This window comes from Acidiphilium multivorum AIU301 (genome assembly GCF_000202835.1).
GTDB lineage: Bacteria > Pseudomonadota > Alphaproteobacteria > Acetobacterales > Acetobacteraceae > Acidiphilium > Acidiphilium multivorum.
Map to the genome: position 1 here is coordinate 281,408 of NC_015186.1, position 26,392 is coordinate 307,799.

A 26,392-nucleotide genomic window follows, 5' to 3' on the forward strand; every position below is an offset into this window, starting at 1 on the left:
GCATCGGGTTTCGCTCCTTAAACGATGGTGAAGTATCATGTCTTCCACGACCCATAACAAACATTCCCTCCCGGTTGCCAACTCCATGGCGGCTCACGCCGCGGCAATCGATGCGGCTCTCGCCGACAGCGCCCGTCGGGCGGCAAACAGCTTCGCCCGCGTTAGCGCCTGGTTCGCCGAGCGCCGCGCGGCGCGTGAGGCCTACCGCGAACTGCAGAGCCTGAGCGATCGCGAACTCGCCGATCTCGGCATCAGCCGGGCCGATATCCGCGCCGTGGTGAACGGAACCTATCAGCGTCCGATCTGACGTCTGACGGTGGATGGCAAGAAGAACCCGGGCTGACGATCATCGTCAGCCCGGGTTTTTGCCATCCGGGGTCGTGCGCCCCTTGCCGAGGATGAGGGTGGTCCATTCGCCATCGTCGATCCGGCCCTTGAGGACGAGGCCGTGGCGGCGATGCGCCGACATCACCCAGCGCGCCTGGCGGCCGAGCAGGCCGGCGAGAATGGCGGTGCCGCCGGGGGCAAGATGCGCTGACAGTTCATGCGCCATGGCGACCAGCGGCCGGGCGAGGATGTTGGCGAAGACGAGATCGTACGGGGCGCGGCGGGCGAGCATCGGCGCCGACCAGCCATCCGAGCCGATCACCCGCAGCAGCGGGGCGACGCCGTTGAGCGCCGCGTTGGCGCTGGCTACCCGCACCGCCCGCTGGTCGATATCGGTGGCGAGGACCGGCTTTCCCCAGATTTTCGCTGCCGTGATGGCGAGAATGCCCGAGCCGGTGCCGAGATCGAGAATGCGGCCCGGCGCGCGCCGTTTCGCGAGGCGTTCCAACGCCAGCAGGCAGCCGCGCGTCGAGCCGTGTTCGCCGGTGCCGAAGGCGAGGCCGGCATCGAGCAGGACGGTGATGCGCCCCGCCGCCAGCGGTGTAGTGACATGGGTACCGCGTATGGCGAAGCGGTGACCGATCATCTGCTCGGGGAAGCCTTCGTAGCTGCGGGCGAGCCAGCCGCCGGCCGGCACCAGCGCCCGCTCGACCGCGGGGCTGACGCCGCTCGCGGCCTCGGCCAGCAGCAGGGCGGCGGCGAGGTCGCCATCCGCGCTGCCGGGCTCGCGCAGCCCCTCGACGATCCAAGTGCCGTTCGCCTCGTCGAGAAAGAAGCCGACGCTGCGGCAGCACGTCTCCAGCGCCGCCTCGAAGGATTCGAGCGCTTCCTCCGGCACCGTCACGGTGACGCGCTCGAGCATTTCCACGCCGCCCCGCGCCATCACGCCCGCTCCACGAAACGGTCGAGCACGCGTTTTTCGCCGGCATTGTCGAAACGGATGTCGAGCCGGTCGTCTTCCGCGTCGATCACGACGCCGTAGCCGAATTTCTGGTGAAACACGCGGGTTCCTTCGGTGATCCTGTCGGTGCGGGGCGGGCGCGGGGTGGCGGCCCAGGCATCGGCGTGTTCGCCGCTCGCCCGCCGGGCGGCGACCAGCGGGCGCGCGGTGGCGAAGACGGGCGGTGCGTTGCGCTGCTCAAGCGCCGCGGAGCCGCCGGTACGGATCGCATCCTCCGGCAGTTCCTCGATGAAGCGGGACGGCACGCTGCTTTGCCAGTTGGCGTAGATCCGGCGGTTGGCGCAGTGTGAGATGATGGCGCGCTGCTTCGCCCTGGTGATGCCGACATAGGCGAGGCGGCGTTCCTCCTCCAGCGCGCGGCCGCCGCCCTCGTCGAGCGCGCGCTGGTTGGGGAACACGCCCTCTTCCCAGCCGGGGAGGAACACGGTGTCGAACTCCAGCCCCTTCGCCGCGTGCAGCGTCATCAGCACGACCTTGTCGTCGTCCGGTTCATTGTCGTTGTCCATCACGAGGGCGACATGTTCGAGAAAGCCGCCGAGCGTCTCGAACTCGGCGACGGCGCGGACCAACTCCTTCAGGTTCTCGATCCGGCCGGCCGCCTCGGGGGTTTTCTGCTCCTGCCACATCGCGATGTAGCCGCTGGCATCGAGCAGGGTGGAAAGGGCGACGACATGGCCATCGAGCCGCAGGGTCTCGCGCCATTCGGCGAACTGGGCGAGCAGGGTGCGCAGCCCGTCCCGCGCCTTGCCGCGCAGCCCGCCTTCGGCGACCACGCGGCTCGCGGCCTCGGCGAGCGGGACGCCATCGGCGCGGGCGCGCTCGTGCAGGGTGCGCAGCGCGGTGTCGCCCAGGCCGCGTTTCGGCGTGTTGACGATGCGCTCGAAAGCGAGGTCGTCCGCCGGCTGGGCCAGCAGCCGCAGATAGGCGATGGCGTCGCGGATTTCCGCCCGCTCGTAGAAGCGCAGGCCGCCGACAATGCGATAGGGCAGGCCGATGGTGATGAAGCGCTCCTCGAAGCCGCGGGTCTGGAAGCCGGCGCGGACCAGCACCGCGCATTCGGCGAGCTTGTGGCCGTCGGCGCGCAGCCCTTCGATCCGGCTGGCGACGGCGCGGCTTTCCTCGTCCGAATCCCAGAAGGCGAGAACCTCGACCTTCTCGCCCTCGGCATCGTTCCGCCCGGCATGCAGCGTCTTGCCGAGCCGGCCTTCATTATGCGCGATCAGCGCCGAGGCGGCGCGCAGGATCGGCGCCGTCGAGCGGTAATTCGCCTCCAGCCTGACGATTTTCGCACCCGGGAAATCCTGCTCGAAGCGCAGGATGTTCTCGATCTCCGCACCGCGCCAGGAATAGATGCTCTGGTCGTCGTCGCCCACGCAGCAGATGTTCTTCGAGGCCTGGGCGAGCAGGCGCAGCCAGTAATACTGGACGAGGTTGGTGTCCTGGTATTCGTCGACCAGGATGTAGCGGAAGCGGCGGTGATACTGCGCGAGGATCTCGGGCTCGCGCTTAAGCAGGTCGGTCGCGAGCATCAGCAGGTCGCCGAAATCCATCGCGTTTAGCGCCTGCAGCCGTTCCTGGTAGGCGGCATAGAGGTCGCGCGCGGATTCGGCCCCCCAGTCGATATCGAGCTCGCGCGGCACCTGGTCCGGCAGCAGGCCGCGATCCTTCCAGCGCTGGATCGTGCCCATCAGCCCCTGCGGGGTGAAGCGCTTCACGTCCATCCGTCGCGCTTCCATCACCTGCTTGAGCAGGCGGAGCTGGTCGTCCGGGTCGAGGATCGAGAAATTCGACGTGCGGCCGACGAGTTCGGCATGGCGGCGGAGCATCCGCGCCGCGAGGGCGTGGAAGGTGCCGAGCCAGAGCCCCTCCGCCGGCTCGCCGAGCAGGGCGGAGACGCGCTCGCGCATCTCCCGCGCCGCCTTGTTGGTGAAGGTGACGGCGAGCACCTGGTTGGGAAAGGCGCGGCGCGTCAGCAGGATATGGGCGAAGCGGGTGGTCAGCACGCGGGTCTTGCCGGTGCCGGCACCGGCAAGCACCAGCACCGGCCCGTCCACCGCCTCGACGGCTTCGCGCTGGGCGGGGTTCAGCCTGTCGAGATAGTCGCTCACCTGGCCGGCTTCACGCCCAGGATGCGCGCGATGGCGTAGGTGAGGTCGGCGCGGTTGAGGGTGTAGAAATGGAACTCGTCGATACCGTTGGCCTGCAGCGTGCGGACCTGCTCGGCGGCGATGCTCGCGGCGACCATCTTGCGGGTTTCGGCATCGTCGTCCAGCCCGTCGAACATCTCGCCCATCCAGGCGGGGACATGGGTGCCGGCCATCTCGCTGATCCGCTTCGCCTGCCCGAAATTGGAGACCGGCATGATGCCGGGGATGATCGGCGCGGTGATGCCGGCGGCCAGCGCGCGGTCGAGAAAGTCGAGGAAATGGCCGGTCTCGAAGAAGACCTGGCTGATCGCCCGCGTCGCCCCGGCATCGAGCTTGCGCTTCAGATTGTCGAGATCGGCCTGCGGGCTTGGTGCCTGGGTGTGGGTTTCGGGATAGGCGGCGACCGAGATCTCGAAATCGGCGACGCGGCGCAGCCCGGCGACGAGATCGGCCGCATAGGCGTAGCCCTCGGGATGCGGCGCATAGGCGGTGCCGCCCGGCGGGTCGCCGCGCAGGGCGACGATGTGGCGCACGCCGGCATCCCAGTAGCGGCGGGCGACATCATCGACCTCGCCGCGCGAGGCGCCGACGCAGGTCAGGTGCGCTGCCGGAACAAGGGTGGTCTCCCGCACCAGGCGGGTGACGGTGGCGTGGGTGCGCTCCTGGGTCGAGCCGCCGGCGCCGTAGGTGATCGAGACGAAGCGCGGCGCCAGCGGTTCGAGCCGGCGAATGCAGGCCCAGAGCTGGGCTTCCAGTGTTTCGGTCTTGGGCGGAAAGAATTCGAACGAGATCGCCGGGGCCGGGGCGCGCAGCGCAGGCGTTGGCAGCGGATCGACGCGCGGACCGGACAGCCAGCGTTCCAGGACGGCGCGGGGCGGGGTGTGACTCATCGGAAACTCCTCGGGCGTCTCGTGGCAGCAAGCGCCGCCGGTGGCAAGGCCGGCAGCCTCCGGTGGGCCGTGCTGTTGATCGCTCCGGATGCTGCGCTACATACCGCTTGATATAGGGGGTGTGCACCGTTCGGACACGCCCTGCCGGAGCGTCGTGCGCGCCGTTGCGGCAAAAGACAACGCGGCATCCATAAGAGGATGCCGAAAAAGGAGGCCTGTAGGCAACGTGAAGACATCGATCCTGCCGTTGGTTGCGGCGTCCGTTCTGCTTGCAGGCTGCGCGACGCCGCCGCCGCGCTCCAACAAGGCCGCGTTCGAGGCCTATCAGCAGCAGAACGACCCGCTGAAGCCCGCCAACAAGGTCTTCTATCATTTCGACAACGTGCTCGACACTTACGTGCTGCGCCCGGTAGCTGTCGGATACAGCCACATCACGACTCCGGCGATTCGGGAGCATGTGAGCGATTTCATGCAAAACATGGACGGCCCAGCCGAACTGCTTGAGTTCATGGCCGCCGGCAAGCCGCGCGACGCCGGCACCACGCTTGTCCGCTTCATCGTCAATTCGACGGTCGGGATCGGCGGCATTTTCGACCCGGCGAGCGCCATAGGTTACAAGCGGGTCTACACCGATCTCGGCCTGACCCTCGCCGGGTATGGCGTGCCCGAGGGGCCCTATCTCTATCTGCCATTCGCCGGCCCCTCGGATGTGCGCGATGCCTCCGTCCTTCCTGCGGGCTTCTTTCTCACGCCCACGGTCGCGGCCCCGCCCTCGACCGGCCTGACCATCTTCAATTACAGCTCGGATGCGCTCGACGTTGTGAACAAACGGGCAAACCTGCTGGGCACGATCAGCAATATCAAAAAGTCGTCGCTCGATCCCTATGCCACATTCCGGAGCCTTTATCGCCAACATCGTGCCGCACAGTTGAGGACAATCAACGAGCGCGATATCGCGACGCCGCCGGCCTGGTATCCGGCGAAGGAACGGGAAGCGATGAAACCGCGCCCCTATGGCTCGCCGTAGGGCATTCGAGACGACGCACTGCAGAAAGGATTTTTTGATGGCTTCTTCCGTTCGCCGGGTTCTGCTCGGCGCGTTCGCCGTATTGCCGGTTCTGGGCGCGCTGCCTGCAACCGCCCTCGCTGCCGCGCCGGCCGCCTCGGTGGCGCAGAATTTCATCAAGCAATCCGGTGACCATCTGGTCGCGATCGTCAATGGTCCCGACTCGACCAAGGTGAAGGCGGACAAGCTGCGCGAGCTTGTCGACCGTATCGTCGCCGTCGACCAGATCGGCCGATTCGTGCTCGGCCGCTACTGGCGGGTGGCGACACCGGCACAACAACAGGAATACCTCAGACTTTTCCACCAGACGCTGGCCTACAACATCACCAACCAGATCCGCGCCTACAAGGGCGTCCAGTTCGCTGTCGACGGCACGAAGCCTGGGCCCGAGGGCGAGATGGTGTCGACCACGGTCACCCGGCCCGGCCAGTCGCCGGCGGATGTGCAGTGGGTGGTTGATACGGTCGGCGGCAAGCCGCGGATCGTCGATGTCGTGGTCGAGGGAACCTCGCTCAGGATTACCGAACGATCGGATTATTCGAGCGTGATCAACGACAATGGCGGCCAGGTGAGCGCTCTGCTCGACGCCATGAAGAAGCAGATCGCCCGGATGGAAGCTGGCTGACCCACACGGGGCGCGGACGCCGCTCTTGCCCGGGAGCGGCGTCCGTCCTATATATCGTGCAAATAAATCTCCAGACTGATGGAGGTGGCCCTAACCGGCCGCCTTTTTTGTTGCCAGGATACCCCGAGAGTTTCCCCGTGAACGATACCCGCCCCCAGCATACCGGCCTTGAAGGCCGCATCGCCGAACTGATCGCCCCCGGGCTCGAGTCGATCGGCTACGAGCTCGTGCGTGTCGCCATCATGGGCAAGCAGACGCCGACGGTGCAGATCATGGCCGATCGCGCCGACCAGACGCCGCTCTCGCTCGACGACTGCGAGCGTATCAGCCATCTCGTCTCCGCCGTGCTCGACGTGGACGATCCAATCAGCTCGGCCTGGACGCTGGAAGTCAGTTCCGCCGGGATCGACCGGCCGCTGACCCGGGTGAAGGACTGGAACCGCTATGCCGGCCATCTTGCCCGCATCGATCTCGACGTTCCGACCGCCTCGGGCCGCAAGCGCCTGACCGGCACGGTGCTTGGCGCCGACGAGGCCCAGGCGCGCGTCAAGCTCGATTCCGGCGAGACGGTCGACTTGCCGCATGCCCATATCCGGCGCGCCAAGCTGGTGCTGACCGAGGAACTGATCAAGGCGACGGAAACGCCGCCGGCCGCCAACTGACAAACCCATCCGTGAACAGAGCGAGATGACCATGGACACCGCCATAGCCCGCCCCGAACTCCTTCTTGTCGCCGATGCGGTGGCCCGCGAAAAGCAGATCGATCGCGAGGAAGTGCTTGAGGCGATGGAGCAGGCCATCCAGAAGGCCGGTCGCGCCAAATATGGCCACGAGAAGGACATTCGGGCGACGATCGACCGCAAGACCGGCGATGTCCGCCTTTCGCGCTGGACCGAAGCGGTCGAGACCGTGGAGAACGAGGAAACCCAGATCCCGATCCATATCGCCCGCAAGTTCAAGCCCGATATCGAAGTCGGCGGGCATCTGGTCGATCCTTTGCCGCCGATCGATTTCGGCCGCATCGCGGCGCAGACGGCGAAGCAGGTGATCGTCCAGCGCGTCCGCGAATACGAGCGCAAGCGCCAGTACGACGAATACAAGGACCGTGTCGGCGAGATCATCACCGGCGTGGTCAAGCGCACCGAATACGGCAACCTCATGGTCGATCTCGGCCGCTCGGAAGCCCTGCTCCGGCGCGACGAGACGATTCCCCGCGAGAACCTGCACAATGGCGACCGGGTGCGTGCCTTCATCTACGACGTGCGCGAGGAACCGCGCGGCCCGCAGATCTTTCTCTCACGCACCCATCCGGGCTTCCTCGCCAAGCTCTTCGCCCAGGAAGTGCCGGAAATCTACGAGGGGATCATCGAGATCAAGGCGGTGGCCCGCGATCCTGGCTCGCGCGCCAAGATGGCGGTGATCAGCCGCGATTCCTCCATCGACCCGGTCGGGGCCTGCGTCGGCATGCGCGGCTCGCGCGTGCAGGCGGTGGTGGCCGAACTGCAGGGCGAAAAGATCGACATCATTCCGTGGAGCCCCAATCCGGCGACCTTCGTGGTCAACGCGCTCGCCCCGGCCGAGGTCTCGAAGGTGGTGCTCGACGAGGAGGCCGGCAAGGTCGAGGTCGTCGTGCCCGACACCCAGCTCTCGCTCGCGATCGGCCGGCGCGGCCAGAATGTCCGCCTTGCCAGCCAGCTTACCCGCTGGGATATCGACATCTTGACCGAGGCCGAGGAAAGCGAACGGCGCCAGGAAGAGTTCCGCCGCCGCTCCGGCCTGTTCGTCGAGGCGCTCGATGTCGATGACGTGATCGCCGGCCTGCTGGTCACCGAAGGGTTCGAGGGCGTCGAGGATCTCGCCGCGACGCCGGTCGAGGAACTTGCGGCGATCGAGGGATTCGATGAGGGGATCGCCGCCGAGCTGCAGCGCCGCGCCGAGGTGGCGCTCGAGCGCAAGGCCACCGAACTTGAGGACAAGCGGCGCGCGCTGGGTGTCGCCGATGATCTTGCCGGGCTGGAGGGGCTATCGCCTGCCATGCTGGTGGCGCTCGGCGAGAAGGGTGTGAAGACGCTGGACGATCTTGCCGATCTTGCCTCTGACGAACTGATCGAGATCGTCGGCGCCGATGCGATGGACGAGGACGCGGCGAATGCCATCATCATGGCGGCGCGCGCTCACTGGTTCGAGGGAGAGGAAGACGCTGGCTGATCCGGATTTCTCCGCCGATCTCGCCGACGATGACGCGGCGGCCGAAAGCGGCCCGCTGCGCCGGTGTCTCGTGACGCGCGAGCGCCAGCAGCGCGAGGCGATGCTGCGCTTCGTCGTCGCGCCGGAGGCGGTGGCGGCCGAAGCGCTCGTCTTCGATGTCGCTGCAACCCTGCCCGGTCGCGGCATGTGGTTGAGTGCGCGGCGGGATGTGATAGAAAAGGCGATGAAGGCCAATATCTTTTCCCGCGCTGCCGGTCGGCGGATTGCTCTGCCTTCCGGTCTCGTGGAGCTTGCAGGCAGGGCGCTGGAAAAGCGGATTGGGGAACTTCTCGGCCTGGCGCGCCGCGCTGGCGATGCCGTTTGCGGGTTCGAGAAGGTGAAGGAAAGAATAGCCGCCGGGCAATGCGCTCTGCTGGTCGAGGCGGCGGATGGTAGCCTGGCCGAGCAGGATCGGTTGATCCAGCACCGCAAGACAAATGTGGTGAGGCCGATTTCGGCGGCTCGGCTGGGAGCCGTGTTCGGCCGTGACCGTGTGGTGCATGTGGCTATCGGGCCTGGGCGCCTGGCCGGCATGATCGAGGCCGATTCCCTCCGCCTCGCAGGGGTGCTGGGCGCAGAACCTTCGGCCAGACGATTGCAAGCTCCGCAGGGAGCGGGCAGAGAGAACGCCGACCTGGGTGGTCGCGAGGCTCGACCGCCCGCAGATATGACTCAGACGAAGACACAGAATTGATTACGGACCGGATTGAATGAGCGACGAGCAGGATCAAGGCGAAACCAAAGGGCGGCTCTCGCTGCGGCCGGTGAACCGGGGCGAACTGGGGCGGACCGTCGATGCCGGTTCGGTCCGGCAGAGCTTCAGTCATGGGCGCTCGAAGGTTGTCCAGGTCGAGGTGCGGAAGAAGCGGGGTGGCGCCGCTGGTGCCGAGACGGGACGCCCGTCGGCGCCGTCGCGCGCCTCCGGCGGTGCAGCTGCGCCTCGTGGCCTGACCGCAGCCGAGCAGGCCGCGCGCCAGCGGGCGGTGGTCGAGCAGCAGCGTGAGGCCGCGCGCCTCGAGGCCGAGCGGCGTGAGCAGGAGAAGATCTCGATCCTGTCCGCGGCTGAAGAGGCACGGCGCAAGGCCGAAGAAGAGGCTCGCGCCGCCGAGGAGGCCGAGCGCCTGCGCGCCGAGGAAGAGGCGCGCCGCCGCGAGGAGGAGGAAGCCGAGCGCCGCAGGGCCGCGGAGGCCTCGCAGGCAACGGCCGCTCCGCCGGCGCCAGCGGCTGCTGCGTCCCCTCGGGCCGCGATGCCTGCCCCGACCGCGGCTCCGGCTCGTCCGGGCGCAGCTCCGGCCCGTCGCACGGCGCCTGTACCCCCCGCCACCTCGGCATCGGAAACGCTGCGCCTGCGTGCCGCCCGCACCGGGCGCGACGAGGAAGAGGAAGCGTCCCGCCCCGCGCGCCGTCCCGGCAGCGGTGCCGCGCCCAGTCGCAAGCCCTCCGTGCCCGCGCCCAAGAAGGTGGGGGACGATCGCCGCCGCGGCGCCCGCATCGATGTCCAGGCCGCCCTGTCGGGAGATGACGAGCGGGTTCGCTCGCTGGCGTCGGTTCGCCGGCAGCGCGACCGCGAGCGCCGCCAGGCGGAACTCGAACGCCTGCGCTCGGATCAGGTCCGTGTCGTTCGCGAGGTGGTTCTGCCGGAGACGATTACCGTGCAGGAACTGGCGAACCGCATGGCCGCCCGCGTGCCCGAGGTCGTCAAGTCGCTGATGAAACTCGGCGTGATGGCCACGGCCACCCAGACCATCGATGCCGATACCGCGGAACTTGTGGTCGAGGAATTCGGGCACCGGTCGAAGCGCGTCTCCGAATCCGATGTGGAACTCGGGCTCGAGGGGCAGGAAGATTCCGAGACGGATCTGAAGGTGAGGCCGCCGGTCGTCACCATCATGGGCCATGTCGACCACGGCAAGACCAGCCTGCTCGACGCCCTTCGCTCGACCGACGTTGCCGCCCGTGAGGCGGGCGGCATTACCCAGCATATCGGCGCCTATCAGGTGACGCTCGAATCCGGCGCGAAGATGACGTTCATCGACACGCCGGGCCACGAAGCCTTCACCGCGATGCGCGCCCGCGGCGCGTCGGTCACCGATATCGTCATCCTCGTGGTTGCCGCGGATGACGGCGTGATGCCGCAGACCGTCGAGGCGATCCGCCACGCCAAGGCGGCGAACGTGCCCATCATTGTCGCCATCAACAAGATCGACCGGCCGGACGCCAACCCCAATCGTGTGCGCAGCGAATTGTTGCAATACGATATCGCCGTCGAGGCGATGGGCGGCGAGACGCAGGATGTCGAGGTTTCGGCGCTGAAGCGGCAGGGGCTCGACGCGCTGCAGGAGGCAATCCTGCTGCAGGCCGAACTGCTTGATCTCAAGGCCAATCCGAACCGCTCGGCAGAAGGTGCCGTGATCGAGTCGAGTCTGGATCGCGGCCGCGGGCCGGTAGCGACCGTACTCGTCCAGAAAGGCACGTTGCGCCAGGGCGACATCGTCGTGGCCGGCACAGAGCAGGGCCGTGTGCGCGCCATGCTCGACGATCATGGACAACCCCTCAAGGACGCGGGCCCCTCGACGCCGGTCGAGATCCTCGGCCTCTCCGGCGTGCCGGGAGCGGGCGAGGTGTTCGTGGTCGTCGAGAACGAAGGGCGTGCCCGCGAAATCGCCGAGTTCCGCCAGCGCAAGCTGCGCGAGCACGCGGCGGCGGCGGGTGCCGCAGCCCGTGGCACGCTCGACCAGATGCTCGCCCGCATCCAGGCCGGCGAGCAGAAGGAAGTGGCGCTTGTCATCAAGGCCGACGTGCAGGGTAGTGCCGAGGCCATCCAGGCGACCGTGCAGAAGCTCGGCAATGACGAGGTGCGCGTGCGCGTGCTGCTCGCCGGCGTCGGTCAGATCACGGAGAGCGATGTTCAGCTTGCAAAGGCATCGGATGCGATCATCGTCGCGTTCAACGTGCGTGCCAATGCCCAGGCCCGCACGCTGGCCAGCCGCGATGGCGTGGACATCCGCTACTACAGCATCATCTATCAGGTGTCGGATGACATCGAGACGATGGTGAAGGGCAAGCTCGCGCCGATCGAGCGCGAGAAGTTCCTTGGCTATGCCGAGATCCGCCAGGTGTTCAACATCACCAAGGTCGGCAAGGTGGCCGGGTGCTATGTCACGGAAGGCCTGGTCAAGCGCGGCGCCGGCGTCCGCCTGCTGCGGGAAGGTGTCGTCATCCACCAGGGCGAGTTGTCGCAGTTGAAGCGGTTCAAGGACGACGTCCGCGAGGTTGCGCGCGGCTATGAGTGCGGCCTGTCCTTCGCCGGCTTCTCGGATCTTCGTGAAGGCGACGTGGTCGAATGCTACGAGACCGAAACCGTTCCGGCGTAAGGGGCGGCGCGGAAGGCCCCTCGCAGCGGCAGCGCCGGGTGGCGGAGGATCTCCGCCACCGGCTCGCCGAACTCTTCGCCCGCACCGAATTCCGCGATCCCGAGCTTGCCGGTGTGCATATCACGGTGGCCGAGGTCCGGATGAGCCCAGATCTCAAGCACGCCACGGTGTTTGTCTCGCGACTCGGCGCGACCGATATCGATCGGTATCTTCCGGCCTTGAAGCGGATCGCACCGTTCCTGCGCGGCGAGATCGGCCATGGGCTAAGGATGAAGTTCGTGCCGGATCTGCATTTCCAGCCAGACCATGCCCTCGATGAAGCGACGCGGATCAACGAGCTTCTGCATCGGCCCGAAGTAATGCGGGATCTTCTGAAGCCGGACGAGGAATGACCGAGCGGCTTGCCGCAGACGCGGCTGGAATCGCGCGCGCCGCCGAACTGCTCCGGGCCGGCGAACTGGTGGCCTTCGCAACCGAGACGGTGTACGGCCTTGGTGCAGATGCCACCAATGCCAGCGCCGTCGCCGCGATCTACGAGGCCAAAGGGCGGCCGCGGTTCAACCCGCTGATCAGCCATTTCCCCGACGCCGATGCGGCATTCCGCCACGCTGCCGCAGATGCGCGGGCGCGCGAAGCCGCTCAAGCCTTCTGGCCTGGTCCGTTGACGCTGGTCTTGCCGCGACGGGATGAGAGCGATATCGCAGCGCTGGCGACGGCGGGTCTATCCTCTGTCGCCGTGCGCGTGCCTGGCCACGGGATCGCCCGGGCGCTTCTCGCCGCGACCGGTCGGCCTGTAGCAGCGCCATCGGCAAACCGGTCAGGACGGCTCAGCCCGACCCGCCCGGCGCACGTTATCGCAGGCCTCGAGGGGCGAATTGCCGCGATCCTCGAATCCGGCGCCTGTGAGGTCGGACTCGAATCCGCCATCGTCGATCTTACCGGGGCAACGCCAGTGCTCCTGCGCCCAGGCGGAATTTCCCGCGAGGCGCTGGAGGCCGTGCTAGGTCCAGTCTCGATCGCATCCGAGATGGGTGCGGCGGTGAAGGCGCCGGGGATGCTCGCCTCGCATTATGCGCCCGTGTTGCCGATGCGGCTTGGCGCCACCGCGCCGGAAGACGGCGAGGCATGGCTTGGTTTCGGCATCGAGCCGCCAACGCTGCCGCCGGTGTCGCGCAATCTTTCTCCAGCCGGCGATCTGGTCGAGGCTGCCGCCCGCCTGTTCGACTCCTTGCATGAGTTGGATGCCGCAGCCGGGTTGGCCAGGCTTCGACGCATCGCGGTGGCGCGCGTTCCGGAACGTGGACTGGGTGCGGCGATCAACGATCGTCTGGCGCGGGCGGCAGCCCCCCGGTCCTGACAGGGGCGAGCGCGGGACGCATCGATCAGACGGTTGCTGTGCCGCCGGGGAGGGCTGACTGCCGGGGAGGAAGGCCGAGCGCCTGCACCAGCATGTCGACGCTTTCCGTCAAGGTCAGCGTACAGGTCGCGGCTATTCGTGCAGCAGGCATGTCCCTGCTCGGCGCGGTGTTATTGACATCGCCGCCGCGGTGGATGCAGCCGATCTCGATGGGCATGGACCGCCGCGCTCCTTGTTCATCCAGCCAGGCACGGAAATCGTCGGCCACGGATCGGGAGACGCAAAGCGCGTTATCCGCCTCCGCGACGATTTCGAGCCAGTCGGTGCGGGGCTTTTCGCCATCGTGCGAAACCTGCCTGGGCACGCGTGCGGGCGGCTGGTCGTCGATGATAAAAGCTGTCCGGACGCCGAGCGTTCGCCAGCGCCGGTATAGGTCGGCTTGCCCAGAACCGGCGCGGTGGCTCGGATACAGCGCCAGAAAAACGTCGCCCGCGTGCGCGTCCACCGGTTCATCCTCGAATCCCTCAGACGGGACGCCGAGAAGGTTCATTGTCCAGCGCCTAGCGTAGCGATAGCCGTTGACCTTCACCGAGGCATGGACGGGCTCCACGCGAAATCCCGCCGGTGGCCTCCGCAACAGTTCGAGCAGAAGTTCCCGGGGCGATGATTGAATTCGGTCTTTCGAATCTGGTGCGAGCAGACCGGACACATCCACCAGGAATTGGCGAGTGATGGGCTGGGCTCCGTTCTGCGCGAGGCAGCCCGAGATCTGCGCGAGGTCGGCCGCGGTCAGTCCCGAAGCGGATCGGCCGATGGAACTGATCGCACCGCGGGTTGTTGCATCTGCCTGCCGATAGGCAACCTCGATCGCTTCGTGATAGGCGGCCGCGCATGCGCGCGGAGCGTGCGTCCTGAGGATGCGTTCGCGCGCGCGCTGGCCCAGGGCTTTGCGTTTCCCGCTATCACGCGCCAGAACGTCTAGAACGGCGGCGAGTTGAGCACGCTCGAATTTGTCCGGCAGCTTCCAGACCGTGTCCGCCGGGAGGTCCGCCATCGAACCGTTTGCGTTGACGATCGTGGCCACACCATAATTCATGCAGTCAAGAACGGCCGCGGAGGTTTCCCCGCGCGACAACGTGCGTAGTTGCACCGCGATATCGGTAGCGGCGAGATAGTCGCGATATGTCGATTGATCGGTCCAGCCGGTGATGAGAATCCGTTCCGCGGCCCGGCTGTTCCTTGCTGTCGCAAGCAGGGCGCGGCCATAATCGTCGTTGGAATGGCCGCCGACGAAAGCGAGATAGGCGTCGGGACGATCGGCATGTGCCGAGGCGAGCCAGGCTTCGAGCGTGACGTGGTTCAGCTTGGTCGCGTTAAGGCCGCCGAAGCTGCAGGTCAGCATCGCATCTTCGGGCAATCCGATCCGCCTTCGTGCCTCCGATCGATGAAACCCAAAAGCGGGTGCGCGGAGGAGGGGGATGATCGCCCAATCTCGTGCCGTGTCGGGGCCGTACCATTGTCTGGCGAGGCGCACCGCATTGGGGCCGTGAACGATGATTCCAATTGCATCCGAAAGCACGTCCGCGTTGCACGGAAAGTCCCAGATGACCGAATTGATGTCCCCGCGCTTGTAGCGCTGTTCTGCAGCCGCGTAACCGTGGCTTCGATAGAGCGCCCTTGCCAGATGGCCGGCGCGGCCGACATCGCCTTCCATCCACCAGGCGACGCCTGACAGGAAGAAATCGTGCAGCGTTACCACGCCGGGGACTTCTCGCAGAAGGTCGAACATGTGCTGATGAAATGCCGAGTTCCCGAACTGGTACAGGACCCGGTCGTAGGACGAGGGGTTGGCGCTCAGCCAGTCGGGCGAGCGGATCGGGAATTGGCTGCGGAGCCATTCGGGCCCGATATCCGGCCGACTGGCGATGATCTCGATTTCATAGAAGCGTGACAGTTCGGGAATCAGCTCGGCACTGTAATCGCTGATTCCGCTCTGTTCTGGCGGCAGAGGCGAGATGTAGGCCAGTTTTGGGCGGGGCGTTTGCGTGCGGCGCCTTTGCGGCAGCAGCGCATGGCGCAAATGGAGCGCTTCGAGAGCTTTCACCGCGCGTTGCGCCGTGATGTCCCAGGAAAAACGGGTGGCTTGCTCAAGGCCATGGGAGACAAGTCGTTCCCGGAACCTCCGATCCTCCAGAACCTGTTGGAGACTGTTCGCAATTGAGTCCGGATTCAGCGGATTGAACAGGGCTTCGTCCAGGCCGACGACTTCCGGCAGGCTCGATGCGTTGCTGGCAATCACCGGCGCGCCACATGCCATCGCTTCCAGCGCGGGCAACCCGAAGCCTTCATGCCAACTCGGAAATACGAAGGCAGTGCAGGCGTGATAGAGGTGGATGAGGTCGTCCTCGGGCACGAAACCGGTGAACATCAGCGTCGAGGCGCCAAGCCCTTCGCGTCGAGCGAGAGTTCTCAGCCGGTCTTGTGCGTCATCATCCGCCTTGCAGACGATGGCAAGCTGATGGGCTTCACGTAGGTGCGCGGGGAGTCGGGCGAAAGCGGTAACGAGCCGATCGAGATTCTTGCGATGATCGATTCCTCCGGTGTACATCACGAACGGCAGGTTGAGACCGTAGCGTGCCCGCACCGTATCCAGAGTGGAAAGAGGCAGATTTCGCCGATGGAATTGCGGATCCGCAGCTGCGCCGATATTGACCGTTTGACCCGCCGGAAAGCCGAGGTGGTCTTTTGCTTCCTTTGAGCTGGATGCTGAAATAGCCAGCAGCAGATCTGCGCGCCGCAGATGGTCCAGCTGGGCTTCGTACCATTTTTCTATCACGGCATGATGCGAAAGATAAGTTTCGCGGTGGATGAGGGGGATCAGGTCATAAAGCACCGCAGCCGTCGGAATGTCGTGCAAGGTGCCGATGCTGGCGACGGCGTCGTCGATCAGGCCCTCGAAGAGACTGGAAACCAGAACGACATCCGGCCGAAGCGCGGCGAGATAGGCTTCCCGGACGCATGCGGCTGCCCGTCTCCGCGCATGATTGGTGTCATCTGCCGCGCTGATCCCTCTCGGGCATTGCCAGACGCGAAAATGTCCTGGCGGCAGGAGTGGCGCGAAGGTCGCCCGAAGCAGCGGCAGCGAATCGGGAAAGGCATCGCTGGTAGCGATAATGACGTCATGAAGCCCGCGCCAGCGTGCGATGCCTTGGGCCAAACCCATCGTGTAGCGCCCGATTCCGCGAAACGCGCTGCCGCTCGTCTGGGCTCCTTGCACATCAATGACGATGCGCATCAGCGTATCCTGGCCGTTTCGTCTTCATTGAGGCTGGCGCGAAGGAGTTGAGCGTAGATCTTCGCCGCCGTTAGCGGCAGGTCGGGATCCGCATGACGAGCCCTAGCCAGCCGCGATCGAGCCGCATGGGCCCGCACCTGTCCGCGGGGACGGGGAGAGCCGGGGGGCGTCGGCCGCAAAGCCGCGCGCAGAACCCGATCCAGCCATGGAAAGTGTCGCAAGATGTTGATTGCGAGTGCGCGCAGCCTCGGCATGGCCCGTACCCGATCCGCCAATCCGCTCAGGGTAAGACGCACAAGACGTCGAAAGAAATAGGCGGGTTGCACGGTCAGCCCTCATGAGTTTGGCGCGACATCCGCCGTATGAAGTTCATTGCGGCTCTAAACGGACTCGTCACGCGCCACGAGCGGCTGGCATGGATCTCCATGATCAGCCGCTCCGCTTCACGCAGCCTGGAAGCCGCCTGGTTCGCCTGTTGTTCCGCGTCATGTCGCAGGGCCTTTTCACGCTCCATCCGCTGCTCAGCTTCCTGCTCTCGTGCCTGGATTACGGCGAGCATTTGTCGGCAAAACGGAGCGGAGGCAAGCCCGCTCAAACTGAAATTATCAAATATATTTGGGCCGTAGCAAAAATAAGATTGTAATTCTAGATGTCGTATACTGATATAAAATCTGTTTAACCCGTCAAAATATACAAATTTATAGCCTAATTTTGAGATAATTTCTTCCCAATCCGAAAAAGTCGGGTTTTTCGTATTGGGTTTGGTGCTTTCGATCACGATTATCCACGGCCGTACAGCGGACGGCGCCCAGGTGGAAATCACCTCTCGTTCCATCCCTTCCACGTCAATTTTCATCCAATGGATAACTTGATCCGTCATTTCATCGAGAATGTCGGATAGCGGTCGGCACGGCACCTTGATGCGGTTGACGGAAAATCCGCGTTGACGGTGCTCATCGGCAAGGGAGGCATCGCCCGTGCTCAACCCGGTATCGGCAATTTCGTAGAAGTCGATCGTATCGCTGGTCGCCCCGATCGCAGCTTCGATAACGTTCTCGTCAGGGCGCGCGACCCGGAGGCGTTCGGCATAAGCCGGGTTTGGCTCGACATGAACCCCGCGCCATCCGCGCTCGTAAAACGCGAGGCTAACGGAATCGATGATCGGATCCTGTGCGCCGATGTCGATATAGATTCCAGGCGAAACATGCCCGAGCGCGCGCCAGAGCATGACATCCTCGAAATTCTGGGCATAGGAAATGAACTGACGTTCGGAGCCGGCTTCAGGCGCCATTAATCCCCACATGAAATCACTGTGAACTATACGTGCTGGCTCCGAAATAATCTTTTCGGAGCAGTCGTTCTAGCCGGCTTCCGGGTATGAAAGCCAATCGGCGCAATTCAGACGGCTGGCCCTGGCTACGGGTGAACGGTGGCTGACATCATTCGGACGGCGCCGCTCGTAGGATCGACCCACCTGAACGGCGGGAAGGAACGAGTGAGAGGGAGGTGAGCGCAATGAGATGGGGTAACGGGCCGGTCATCTGGAGATGACGGATTGGGTGGCTGTCCCTCAGAATGATGGTGTGAGTTTGAACGGAGTCAGGATGGTCCTGCTCCAAGCATCATCGAGGGACAACCATGGAGCATTATGCAGGAATTGACGTGTCGTTGGAAAGCTCGGCGGTATGCGTGATCGACGCGACGGGTCGGGTGGTTTGCGAGGGCAAGGTGGCGACGGAACCAGAGACGCTGATCGACTGGCTGCGACAATCAGATGTTGCTTTCGCCCGGATTGGCCTTGAAGCGGGCCCGCTGTCGCAATGGCTATATGCGGGCCTGCGGGAGGCGGGTTTTCCTATTGAGCTGCTGGAGACGCGGCATGTGCGGGCGGCGTTCAGGACGATGCCGGTGAAGACGGATCGCAAGGACGCCCGGGGCATTGCGCAGCTGATGCGCCTTGGCTGGTTCCGGCCGGTGCACTGCAAGTCGATGGCGGCCCAGGAGTTGCGGGCGATCTTGACGGCACGCAAGCTGGTCCAGGGCAAGCTGCATGACGTGGAGATGAGCCTGCGCGGCATTCTCCGCGGCTTCGGGCTGAAGGTCGGTCCGACGACACGGCGGACATTTGCCGACCGTGTCCGTGAGCTGGTGGCCGGACATCCGACCTTGCAAATGATCGCCGAAGCACTGCTGTCGGCCAGCGATGAACTGGGTCGTCAGCTTGGCCAGTTTGAGGCGCAGGTTCGGAGCCTGGCACGGCGGAACCCGAAAGCTCGGCTGCTGATGTCCACACCCGGCGTCGGCGCGGTCGTGGCGTTGACCTACGTGGCGGCAATCGACGATCCGGCTCGGTTCCGATCGTCACGAACGGTCGGGGCGCATTTCGGCCTGACGCCGCGGAAGTACCAGTCGGGCGAGACGGATGTGACGGGACGGATCTCGAAGATCGGTGACGTCGGTGTCCGCACCGCGCTCTACGAAGCGGCGAACGTCATTCTCACTCGGCCAGTGAAAGGATCGACGCTGAAGAGTTGGGCGATGCGCGTGGCCGCTCGCGCGGGGATGCGCAAGGCCAAGGTGGCCCTGGCCCGCAAGCTCGCCGTTGTGCTGCATCGGATGCTAGCCGGCGGCACTGCGTTCGACGCCACGATGGCGGCAGCGCCGCGGGCATAAGCATGAGCACAAAATAGAAGCAGGAGGAGATATCAAGTTCGGGCGAGGCTGACACCTCTCGTCCGGAGCAGGTCCCGTCGCCGGGACGATGGATCAGGCCAGGCCGCTATGAGCGCGGCAGCATCATTCGGTGACTGCGCATCTTGAGATTGGCCGACCGGTCCTCATCAGACCCCATGAAGCAGCGGACCAGCGCCGACTGCGGACAGAAGCAAGACACCGGCGATGGTACAGCTCTCAACGAGGGACTTGACACCCATAGGCCCGTTACAGAAGCGCTCATTCTGGCCAACGGAAGCGGGGCGAAGCGTGTAGGAGAGTGATCCGGGTTGCCGGGCGAGGCGTACGACACTCGGTCATGCCCGTCGACGTGCTTGATCTAGCCCGGATGTCTGGCGACATCCCCGATCCGACCAAGCACGAGGAAGCAGGCACAGCTGGAGGGACGGTCAGGCCCTCTGGCGCGCGTTGCTCAGCAGGCGCGCGATCAGCACGGCGATAATAATAGCTGAGCCGATCACCGTGCCCTGCAAGCAGGGCTAGACGTTCAGCAGATTTAGCCCGTTGCCGATGAACATCGTGACGAAGGCGCTGAACAGCGTGCCGATGATCGAGCCGTGACCGCTGTAGAGGCTGGCGATGCCGATCACCGCCGCGGCGATTGCGGCGAGCTTGAGCCCCTTCCCGCCGAGCGGGTCGATGGAGAGGATGCGCGAGGCGAGGAAGATCGCGGCGACGGTGCCCTTCGGGCCAGAGATGATATCGGCCACCACATTCCATGCGCGGATGCGCAGGCCAGCGCCGCGGCGCGGGTCACCTCGAGATGGGAACCGATCCTGAGCAACTTCTTCTTGCCGCCGATCTTTTGGCAACGGAAGCGTCAGAGCTTTCCTCCTGCCATCGTTAACAGCAGGAACAAGACATTGGAATCGAACATCATGCAAGGCTTGTCGAGCGCCTTCGACTCACGGATGGCGGCGTCCGCAAGTGTATCCCCATTCCCATACACGATGTCCGCCCCCTCGTGCCCCGAGGTTTGGGGCGATGTCTCGTGAGACGGATTGGGCCGCCGGTAAGGGAAAAATAGAAGAGGTAGACGTCTGAGATCGTGTGAAAAGGCGAAACTGGCGGAGAGGGTGGGATTCGAACCCACGGTACCCGTGAAGGCACAACGGTTTTCGAGACCGTCCCAATCGACCACTCTGGCACCTCTCCGCAGCCGCGCGGCTTATAGGCATGTTGGCGCCGGCTAGGCAACAGTCGGCTTGCGGTTGGTGGTGCCCTGCCATCGGGCGAATCAATTGACAGCAGGGCGCATCCCGCTATAACCCCGCAATCTCGCGATGCCGAAAGGTTTCGCGCAGCTTTTTTTGTCCGCCCGCGCGGCGTTGCAGATAGAATTGGACCAGATCGATGTTCGCAGTCATCCGCACCGGCGGAAAACAATATCGCGTCGTGCCGGACGCGGTGCTGAAGGTCGAGAAGCTCGAGGCCGAGGCCGGCAGCACCGTCACCTTCACCGACGTTCTCGCCATCGGCGGTGAACAGGGCGTGACCTTGGGCAAACCCGTTGTCGAGGGTGCGACGGTCACCGCCACGGTGATCGCGCAGGACAAGCTCGATACGGTCATCATCTTCAAGAAGCGCCGCCGGCAGAACAGCCGTCGCAAGAATGGCCACCGCCAGCCGGTGACCGTGCTGCGCGTGTCCGGCATCAACGCCGCCTGATCGGAGGGATATCCCATGGCACACAAGAAAGCCGGTGGTTCGTCGCGCAACGGGCGCGATTCCGAGGGCCGCCGCCTCGGCGTCAAGAAGTTCGGTGACGAACAGGTGATCGCCGGCAACATCATCATCCGCCAGCGCGGCACCAAGGTGAAGCCGGGCGCCAATGTAGGCGTCGGCCGCGACCACACGATCTTCGCCCTCGTCGACGGACGCGTGAAGTTCTCCCGCAAGGCCGAAGGCCGCGTGCACGTTTCGGTCGAGCCGCTGCCGCTCGCCGCGGAGTAATCTGTCTCCGGCATGAAGGACGCGAAGGCCGGCCGGTGCCGGCCTTTTGCGTATCTGCACCCATGAAGTTCCTCGACCAGGCGAAAATCTATGTGCGTTCGGGCGATGGCGGCAACGGCGTCGTCGCGTTCCGGCGCGAGAAATACATCGAGTTCGGTGGGCCGGACGGCGGCAATGGCGGCCGCGGCGGCGACATCGTGTTCGAGGCGGTCGAGAACCTCAATACGCTGATCGACTTCCGCTATACCCAGCATTTCCGGGCCCGCAAGGGCGGCAATGGCGCCGGATCGGACCGTACTGGCGCCGCCGCGCCGCCGGTGGTGATCAAGGTGCCGGTCGGCACCCAGATCCTCGACGACGACCGCGAGACCCTGCTCGCCGATCTCGATGCACCGGGCAAGCGCATCGTGCTGCTGCGCGGCGGCGATGGCGGCCATGGCAACGCCATGTTCAAGACCTCGACCAACCGCGCGCCGCGCCGTGCCGATCCCGGCTGGCCGGGCGAGGAGCGCTGGGTCTGGCTGCGGCTCAAGCTGATCGCCGATGCCGGGCTGGTCGGGCTGCCGAATGCCGGGAAATCGACCTTTCTCTCGGTGGCCTCGGCGGCGCGGCCCAAGATCGCCGATTATCCCTTCACCACGCTGCACCCGCAGCTCGGCGTGGTCCGGCTGTCGATGACCGAGGAATTCGTCCTCGCCGACATTCCGGGCCTGATCGAGGGCGCTCATGACGGCGCCGGGCTTGGCGACCGCTTTCTCGGCCATGTCGAGCGTTGCGCCGCGCTGATCCACCTGATCGACGGGGCGGCCGGCGACGTGGTGGACGCCTGGCGGACGATTCGTGGCGAGCTCGAAGCCTATGGCGGGGGGCTCGCGGACAAGCCCGAGCTGATCGTGCTGAACAAGATGGATGCGATGACTCCGCACCAGATCGCCGGCCGGCGCTCGGCACTGGAACGGGCCTCGGGCTGCAAGGTCATGGTGATTTCCGCCGCCGCGCATCAGGGGGTCGATGCGGTGCTGCGCGAAACCCTGCGGATGATCCGCGAGCAGCGGCAATGAGCCCGGGGCTGCCCGATCCAGGCAGCGCACGGCTGCTGGTGGTGAAGATCGGGTCCGCCCTCATCGTCGATCCCGATGCCGCGGCGCCGCGCACAGCCTGGCTTGCAAGCGTGGCCGCCGACATCGCGGCCCTCCGGGCGCGCGGCGTCGGTGTTATCGTGGTGTCCTCCGGGGCGATCGCTCTCGCGCGGCGGCAGCTTGGCCTGACGCAGAAGCGGCTGCGACTCGAGGAAAAGCAGGCCGCGGCCTCGGTGGGGCAGATCCGGCTGGCGCAGGCCTGGAGCGAGGCGCTTTCGGCGCACGGGCTGGTCGCGGCGCAACTGTTGCTGACCATGGACGATACCGAGGACCGGCGGCGCTATCTCAACGCGCGGGCCACGCTCCGCACGCTGCTCGAACTCGGCGCCGTGCCTGTGATCAACGAGAACGACTCGGTCGCCACCGGCGAGATCCGCTTCGGCGACAACGACCGGCTCGCCGGTCGGGTGGCCGAAATGGTGGAGGCCGACCAACTGGTCCTGCTCTCCGATATCGACGGGCTCTATACCGCCGATCCGCGGCGCGACTCGGCGGCGGCGCATCTACCTGTCGTCGCCGCGATCACGCCGGAGATCGAGGCGATGGGCGGCGCGCCGCCGCCGGGCTATTCCTCCGGCGGGATGCGGACCAAACTCGTCGCCGCGCGGATCGCGACCCAGGCCGGCTGTGCCATGGCGATCGCGCTTGGCGGGGTTGCGCATCCGCTCGCGTCCCTCGAAGCGGGGGCGCGCTGCACCTGGTTCCTGCCGCAGCCCGGCGGGCGCTCGGCGCGCAAGCGCTGGATCGCCGGCTCGCTCGCGCCGCTCGGGCGGCTGCATGTTGACGCCGGCGCGGCGCGGGCGATCCGCCGCGGCTCATCGCTGCTGCCGGCAGGGGTGGTGCGCGTCGAGGGACGGTTCGAGCGTGGCGATGCGGTCGAGATCGCCGGGCCGGATGGGGCGGCGCTGGCCCGCGGCCTTGCTGCCTATCCGAGCGAGGATGCGATGCTCATCGCCGGCCACAGGACCGACGAGATCGAGGCGCTGCTCGGCTGGCGCGGTCGGGATGAACTGATCCACCGCGACGACCTCGTGCTCGTCGCCGGCCCGTTGCCGTCCGTTTCGTCGTAGGCCCGAGAACAAGCGTCAGGCGGCTTCCGTCCGTTCGAGGTCGACGCGCCGGCGCGGCAGCGCGTATGGATATTCCTTCTGCAGGAACGTGATCATCTGCTCGCGCACGAAGCAGCGCAGATCCCAGGCCTCGCCCGAATTGCGCGCCGAGACCAGGGCGCGCAGTGTCAGCGTGGTCTCCAGCGCGTGGGTGACCTGCAGCACCACCACCTTGCCGCTCCAGAGCGGCGTCGCGTGCACGATCTCGTCGAGCTTGCGGCGCAGCACGTCCATCGGCACGGTATAGTCGAGGCTCCAGTGCACCTCGCCGATTAGTTCTGACGAGTCGCGTGTCCAGTTCTGGAACGGCTGTTCGAGCAGCCAGGCCAGGGGGACGACCATGCGCTGCCAGTTCCAGATCCGCACCACCACGTAGGTCGAGGTAATTTCCTCCACCCAGCCCCACTGGCCGTTGATCACCACCGCATCCTCGACGCGCAGCGGCTGGGTGATGGCGATCTGGATGCCGGCGATGAGATTGGAGAGCACCGGCCGCGCCGCGAGGCCGACGACGAGCCCGGCCGCGCCGGCGGAGGCGAGCAGCGACACCCCGTAATCCCGCACCGCTGGAAACACCATCAGCGCGGCGGCCGTGGTGATGATGATGGTCAGCACATGGCTGGCCCGGCGCAGCACCTGCCATTGAGTCACGTGCTTGCGGGCGATGGCGTCGGCCTGGATGTTGTCGGGACGGTGGGAAAGCTGGCGCGTCGTGTAGATGTCGATCGCGAGCAGCACGGCCCAGCCGATCAGGATCACGAGGCCCGCGCTCAGCGCGTGCAGCACGCCGAAGCGCAGGCCCGGTCCGAGCGGCGCCTGCGGCACCACCGTGGTCAGCATCAGCACGATCAGGAAGGCCAGCACGATGGCCCGCACGCGGGCGACCAGCGCCCCCGTGGCCCTGCCGCGGTCGCGCAACGGGCGGGGGAGCAGCCGGAACAGGATCGCGTGGAACACGATCGCGACCAGGATCGCGGCGGCGGCCAGGATTGCCGTGGTGACCAAAGGCGGCCAGCCGTGCAGCACGATTGTAAGGTTGCCGGCGGCGTGCGCGATGGGGTTGCCGGGCGCGGATCGGGTCATGCGGCCTCCTCCTCTGGTGGCGCGCCGCGCCCCCCCGCAAGGGATCGCGGCCGCCGGGCTCAGTGAGGAGGTAGACCGCCGTGCCGGCGATACAACCTTCGCCGGGGAAATGCGCGCCGCTTCAGCCGCCGAAATAGCCCGGCAGGATCTTCGAGGCGCTGGTTGCGGGATTGTCCTTCAGCAGCGCCGGATCGGTGGTGACGATGATCAACCCGGCCATCGGCGTGCCGAATCCATGCACGCCAGGACGCACCTTCGGCAGCCACACCCCGCCTGGAGCCTTGGCCAGTTCCGCATGGACCGGACAATAATACCATTCCGGCCCCTGGTGCCGGAAACTGATCGAGTAGGTGTGAACCTTGTGGCCCTTGCCGGGTGTGCCCGCCAGCGCCGGGGCGTCGAACGTCTTGCTCGCCGCACCGGTCTGCGGGCTGTAGCCGAGAATGGCGTGCGCCCCGGTATCCTCGTTGACGAAGACCACTTTCTGGCCCGGACGGACGAAGACGAGGCGCTCCAGGAACTCGTTGGCGCCGTTCATGTGGATGTAGACCGGCTTCGGCGGCGCTGCGGCACTGGCCGCGGACGCACCGAAGAGGGTGGCAGTGGCGAGGCCGATCGCAAGGGCGGATCTGTTCATGGCATTCTCCTTTGGCATGCGGGCAGTCTCGATCGTCATCATGGCGGAACAAGGGCCCGGATCGGGCACGCTCATCAATCCGCCGTGAGCGGCGCGTTCAGGGGCCGCATTGCTGCACCGGCGCCAGATGAAGCGGCCAGGATGGGGGATCGTCGGCCGCGGCGAGGCTGTCGGTCAGTTCTGTCCAGGTGCCGCCGAGCAGGATTTCGGCCGGGCGGAAGCGCGCCTTATAGGCCATTTTCGGACTCTCCGGCACCCAGTAGCCGAGATAGACATAGGGCAGGCCGAGTTCCCGCGTGCGCTCCACCAGCCACAGGATCGAACGCGTCCCCAGCGACTGCCGAGTGAGATCCGGCGCGAAGAAGGAATATACGGCGGAAAGCCCGTCGGCGAGGCGGTCGGTCAGGCAGGCGCCGACCAGTTCGTCCGCGCCGTCGCGAAACTCCACAAGCCAGGTCTCGATCGGCGTATCCTCGACCATGGCGCGATAGTCGTAGAAGCTCATGCCAGCCATATCGCCCTCGCCGTGGCGGGCCTGCTGGTAGCGCTGGAACAGCTTGAACTGCTCGGCCGTGGCGCGCGGCGGCATCTCATAGGCGCGCAGCCCGGCATTCGCGGCGATGATCCGTCGATGGGTCCGGCTCTGCCGGAACCGGTCGCTGACGATGCGGATCGGGATGCAGGAGCGGCAGCCCGCGCAAACCGGCGCATAGGCGATGTTGTGGCTGCGCCGGAACCCGCCGCGCGAGAGCCGGTTGTGCAGCGCGTCGGCATCCGCGCCGGTGAGTTCGGTAACCACCTTCCGCTCGGTCCGCCCCGCGACATAAGGGCAGGGTAGCGGGGCCGTGGCGTAGAAGAACTGCGGCGGGCGGCCAGGGACGGTCACGGCGCGGCAGGGCGCCCCAGCGCCGAGGTGTGGACGACCGTGAGGCCCGAGAGCAGGTCATGCCCCGCGCGGCGGCGGCGGGTGACCAGCACCAGCAGGAAGGGCACCATGCCGAGCATGAAGGACACGCCGAGCAGCACCGTCCAGGCCAGCGCCTGGGCGAAGCTCGGCCGCAGGGCAACGCTCGCCTCCAGCGTATCGTCCTGCCGGAGCGTGAGACCCAGCAGGCGCTGCCCCGGCGTCGCCGCGGCGGACGAGCACAGCCACAGGATGTAATAGAGCGGCGGGACGGCCCAGGTGAAATGCAGCAGCAGGAAACCGAGGCCGAACGTTGCGATGCCGAGCACCACGATCACCCACCAGACAGCGACGCTCAGCACGGCGAGAAGCACCATGTCGACAAGAAAGGCGATGATGCGGCGCGGCCAGACATCGCGGGTCAGCCAGGCGTCGCGCGCCGCTTCGGCATCGAAAGGCAGGGACTGGCTCATGCTCTCCAAGAT

The 26,392-nt window shown here is 66.0% G+C and carries 24 protein-coding genes and 1 tRNA gene; 14 read left to right on the forward strand and 11 right to left on the reverse strand.

Annotation, left to right across the window (positions count from 1 at the left end):
• The first annotated feature begins 85 nt into the window (after positions 1-85).
• On the forward strand, positions 86-307 hold the full coding sequence (locus tag ACMV_RS01165) for a DUF1127 domain-containing protein (protein WP_007422007.1): 222 nt from the start codon (positions 86-88) through the stop codon (positions 305-307).
• Between the two features lie 45 nt (positions 308-352).
• On the opposite strand, the gene ACMV_RS01170 is transcribed toward ACMV_RS01165, so the two are convergent.
• The 3 genes from ACMV_RS01170 to metF are packed head-to-tail and all read right to left on the reverse strand — an operon-like array spanning position 353 to position 4,385.
• Entirely contained in the window at positions 353-1,270 is a 918-nt protein-coding gene (locus tag ACMV_RS01170) for a 50S ribosomal protein L11 methyltransferase (RefSeq protein WP_013639261.1), read from the reverse strand.
• Positions 1,270-3,456, reverse strand: a complete 2,187-nt coding sequence (locus ACMV_RS01175) for an ATP-dependent helicase (RefSeq protein ID WP_011941362.1) — start codon at positions 3,454-3,456, stop codon at positions 1,270-1,272. Before ACMV_RS01175 ends, ACMV_RS01170 begins: the two co-directional genes overlap by 1 nt.
• Positions 3,453-4,385 carry a methylenetetrahydrofolate reductase [NAD(P)H] gene (gene metF / locus ACMV_RS01180; RefSeq protein ID WP_007423550.1) on the reverse strand — a complete coding sequence of 311 codons (933 nt, stop codon included), beginning with the start codon at positions 4,383-4,385 and terminating at the stop codon, positions 3,453-3,455. Before metF ends, ACMV_RS01175 begins: the two co-directional genes overlap by 4 nt.
• A 226-nt stretch (positions 4,386-4,611) precedes the next feature.
• Between metF and ACMV_RS01185 the strand changes: the two genes are divergently transcribed.
• The 8 genes from ACMV_RS01185 (at position 4,612) to ACMV_RS01220 (ending at position 13,054) form a co-directional block, all read left to right on the forward strand.
• Complete coding sequence (locus ACMV_RS01185) at positions 4,612-5,412, forward strand: MlaA family lipoprotein (RefSeq protein WP_007423549.1); 801 nt, start codon at positions 4,612-4,614, stop codon at positions 5,410-5,412.
• A 37-nt stretch (positions 5,413-5,449) separates the two neighbouring features.
• Positions 5,450-6,076, forward strand: coding sequence for an MlaC/ttg2D family ABC transporter substrate-binding protein (locus ACMV_RS01190; protein ID WP_013639262.1), 627 nt, complete (start codon positions 5,450-5,452; stop codon positions 6,074-6,076).
• A 137-nt stretch (positions 6,077-6,213) separates the two neighbouring features.
• On the forward strand, positions 6,214-6,738 hold the full coding sequence (gene rimP, locus ACMV_RS01195; RefSeq protein WP_007423547.1) for a ribosome maturation factor RimP: 525 nt from the start codon (positions 6,214-6,216) through the stop codon (positions 6,736-6,738).
• Positions 6,739-6,769: 31 nt separating this feature from the next.
• Entirely contained in the window at positions 6,770-8,284 is a 1,515-nt protein-coding gene (gene nusA / locus ACMV_RS01200) for a transcription termination factor NusA (protein WP_035187469.1), read from the forward strand.
• Between the two features lie 70 nt (positions 8,285-8,354).
• Complete coding sequence (locus ACMV_RS19535; RefSeq protein WP_231844460.1) at positions 8,355-9,017, forward strand: DUF448 domain-containing protein; 663 nt, start codon at positions 8,355-8,357, stop codon at positions 9,015-9,017.
• A 16-nt stretch (positions 9,018-9,033) separates the two neighbouring features.
• The gene (infB, locus tag ACMV_RS01210) at positions 9,034-11,697 is read left to right on the forward strand and encodes a translation initiation factor IF-2 (protein ID WP_011941367.1); all 2,664 of its coding nucleotides are present in this window, start codon (positions 9,034-9,036) and stop codon (positions 11,695-11,697) included.
• The gene (gene rbfA, locus ACMV_RS01215) at positions 11,667-12,089 is read left to right on the forward strand and encodes a 30S ribosome-binding factor RbfA (protein ID WP_011941368.1); all 423 of its coding nucleotides are present in this window, start codon (positions 11,667-11,669) and stop codon (positions 12,087-12,089) included. The genes infB and rbfA overlap by 31 nt, the downstream gene beginning before the upstream one ends.
• Positions 12,086-13,054, forward strand: coding sequence for an L-threonylcarbamoyladenylate synthase (locus tag ACMV_RS01220; protein WP_013639264.1), 969 nt, complete (start codon positions 12,086-12,088; stop codon positions 13,052-13,054). Before rbfA ends, ACMV_RS01220 begins: the two co-directional genes overlap by 4 nt.
• 25 nt (positions 13,055-13,079) lie before the next feature.
• Here the strand turns inward: ACMV_RS01220 and ACMV_RS01225 are convergent, their stop codons facing one another.
• Positions 13,080-16,349 carry a glycosyltransferase gene (locus ACMV_RS01225; protein WP_013639265.1) on the reverse strand — a complete coding sequence of 1,090 codons (3,270 nt, stop codon included), beginning with the start codon at positions 16,347-16,349 and terminating at the stop codon, positions 13,080-13,082.
• A gap of 328 nt (positions 16,350-16,677) precedes the next feature.
• The gene (locus tag ACMV_RS01230; protein WP_041664613.1) at positions 16,678-17,640 is read right to left on the reverse strand and encodes an FkbM family methyltransferase; all 963 of its coding nucleotides are present in this window, start codon (positions 17,638-17,640) and stop codon (positions 16,678-16,680) included.
• A gap of 347 nt (positions 17,641-17,987) precedes the next feature.
• Here ACMV_RS01230 and ACMV_RS01235 point away from each other — a divergent pair, with 347 nt between their 5' ends.
• Positions 17,988-19,022, forward strand: a complete 1,035-nt coding sequence (locus ACMV_RS01235) for an IS110 family RNA-guided transposase (protein ID WP_013635054.1) — start codon at positions 17,988-17,990, stop codon at positions 19,020-19,022.
• 539 nt (positions 19,023-19,561) lie between these two features.
• On the opposite strand, the gene ACMV_RS01240 is transcribed toward ACMV_RS01235, so the two are convergent.
• Positions 19,562-19,792 (reverse strand): ABC transporter permease, encoded by a 231-nt coding sequence (locus ACMV_RS01240; protein WP_148361012.1) that lies wholly within the window; start codon positions 19,790-19,792, stop codon positions 19,562-19,564.
• A gap of 355 nt (positions 19,793-20,147) precedes the next feature.
• Positions 20,148-20,237: transfer RNA gene (locus ACMV_RS01245), tRNA-Ser, on the reverse strand.
• Between the two features lie 198 nt (positions 20,238-20,435).
• Between ACMV_RS01245 and rplU the strand changes: the two genes are divergently transcribed.
• The 4 genes from rplU to proB all read left to right on the forward strand — a co-directional run bounded on the left by rplU (position 20,436) and on the right by proB (position 23,244).
• Complete coding sequence (gene rplU, locus ACMV_RS01250) at positions 20,436-20,750, forward strand: 50S ribosomal protein L21 (protein WP_007422159.1); 315 nt, start codon at positions 20,436-20,438, stop codon at positions 20,748-20,750.
• A gap of 15 nt (positions 20,751-20,765) precedes the next feature.
• The gene (gene rpmA / locus ACMV_RS01255; RefSeq protein ID WP_011941373.1) at positions 20,766-21,035 is read left to right on the forward strand and encodes a 50S ribosomal protein L27; all 270 of its coding nucleotides are present in this window, start codon (positions 20,766-20,768) and stop codon (positions 21,033-21,035) included.
• Between the two features lie 62 nt (positions 21,036-21,097).
• Positions 21,098-22,096, forward strand: coding sequence for a GTPase ObgE (gene obgE / locus ACMV_RS01260; RefSeq protein WP_007422157.1), 999 nt, complete (start codon positions 21,098-21,100; stop codon positions 22,094-22,096).
• A complete protein-coding gene (proB, locus tag ACMV_RS01265; protein WP_013639268.1) occupies positions 22,093-23,244 on the forward strand; it encodes a glutamate 5-kinase in 1,152 nt (383 codons plus the stop codon). Before obgE ends, proB begins: the two co-directional genes overlap by 4 nt.
• Positions 23,245-23,259: 15 nt before the next feature.
• Here proB and ACMV_RS01270 read toward each other — a convergent pair whose 3' ends face one another.
• From ACMV_RS01270 to ACMV_RS01285, 4 genes are all read right to left on the reverse strand, one after another.
• The gene (locus ACMV_RS01270; protein WP_013639269.1) at positions 23,260-24,366 is read right to left on the reverse strand and encodes a mechanosensitive ion channel family protein; all 1,107 of its coding nucleotides are present in this window, start codon (positions 24,364-24,366) and stop codon (positions 23,260-23,262) included.
• A 121-nt stretch (positions 24,367-24,487) separates the two neighbouring features.
• Complete coding sequence (locus ACMV_RS01275) at positions 24,488-25,003, reverse strand: cupredoxin domain-containing protein (RefSeq protein ID WP_197535476.1); 516 nt, start codon at positions 25,001-25,003, stop codon at positions 24,488-24,490.
• 97 nt (positions 25,004-25,100) lie between these two features.
• Positions 25,101-25,889, reverse strand: a complete 789-nt coding sequence (locus tag ACMV_RS01280) for an arginyltransferase (RefSeq protein ID WP_011941376.1) — start codon at positions 25,887-25,889, stop codon at positions 25,101-25,103.
• Positions 25,886-26,380, reverse strand: coding sequence for an RDD family protein (locus ACMV_RS01285; protein WP_011941377.1), 495 nt, complete (start codon positions 26,378-26,380; stop codon positions 25,886-25,888). The genes ACMV_RS01280 and ACMV_RS01285 overlap by 4 nt, the downstream gene beginning before the upstream one ends.
• Between the last annotated feature and the right edge of the window lie 12 nt (positions 26,381-26,392).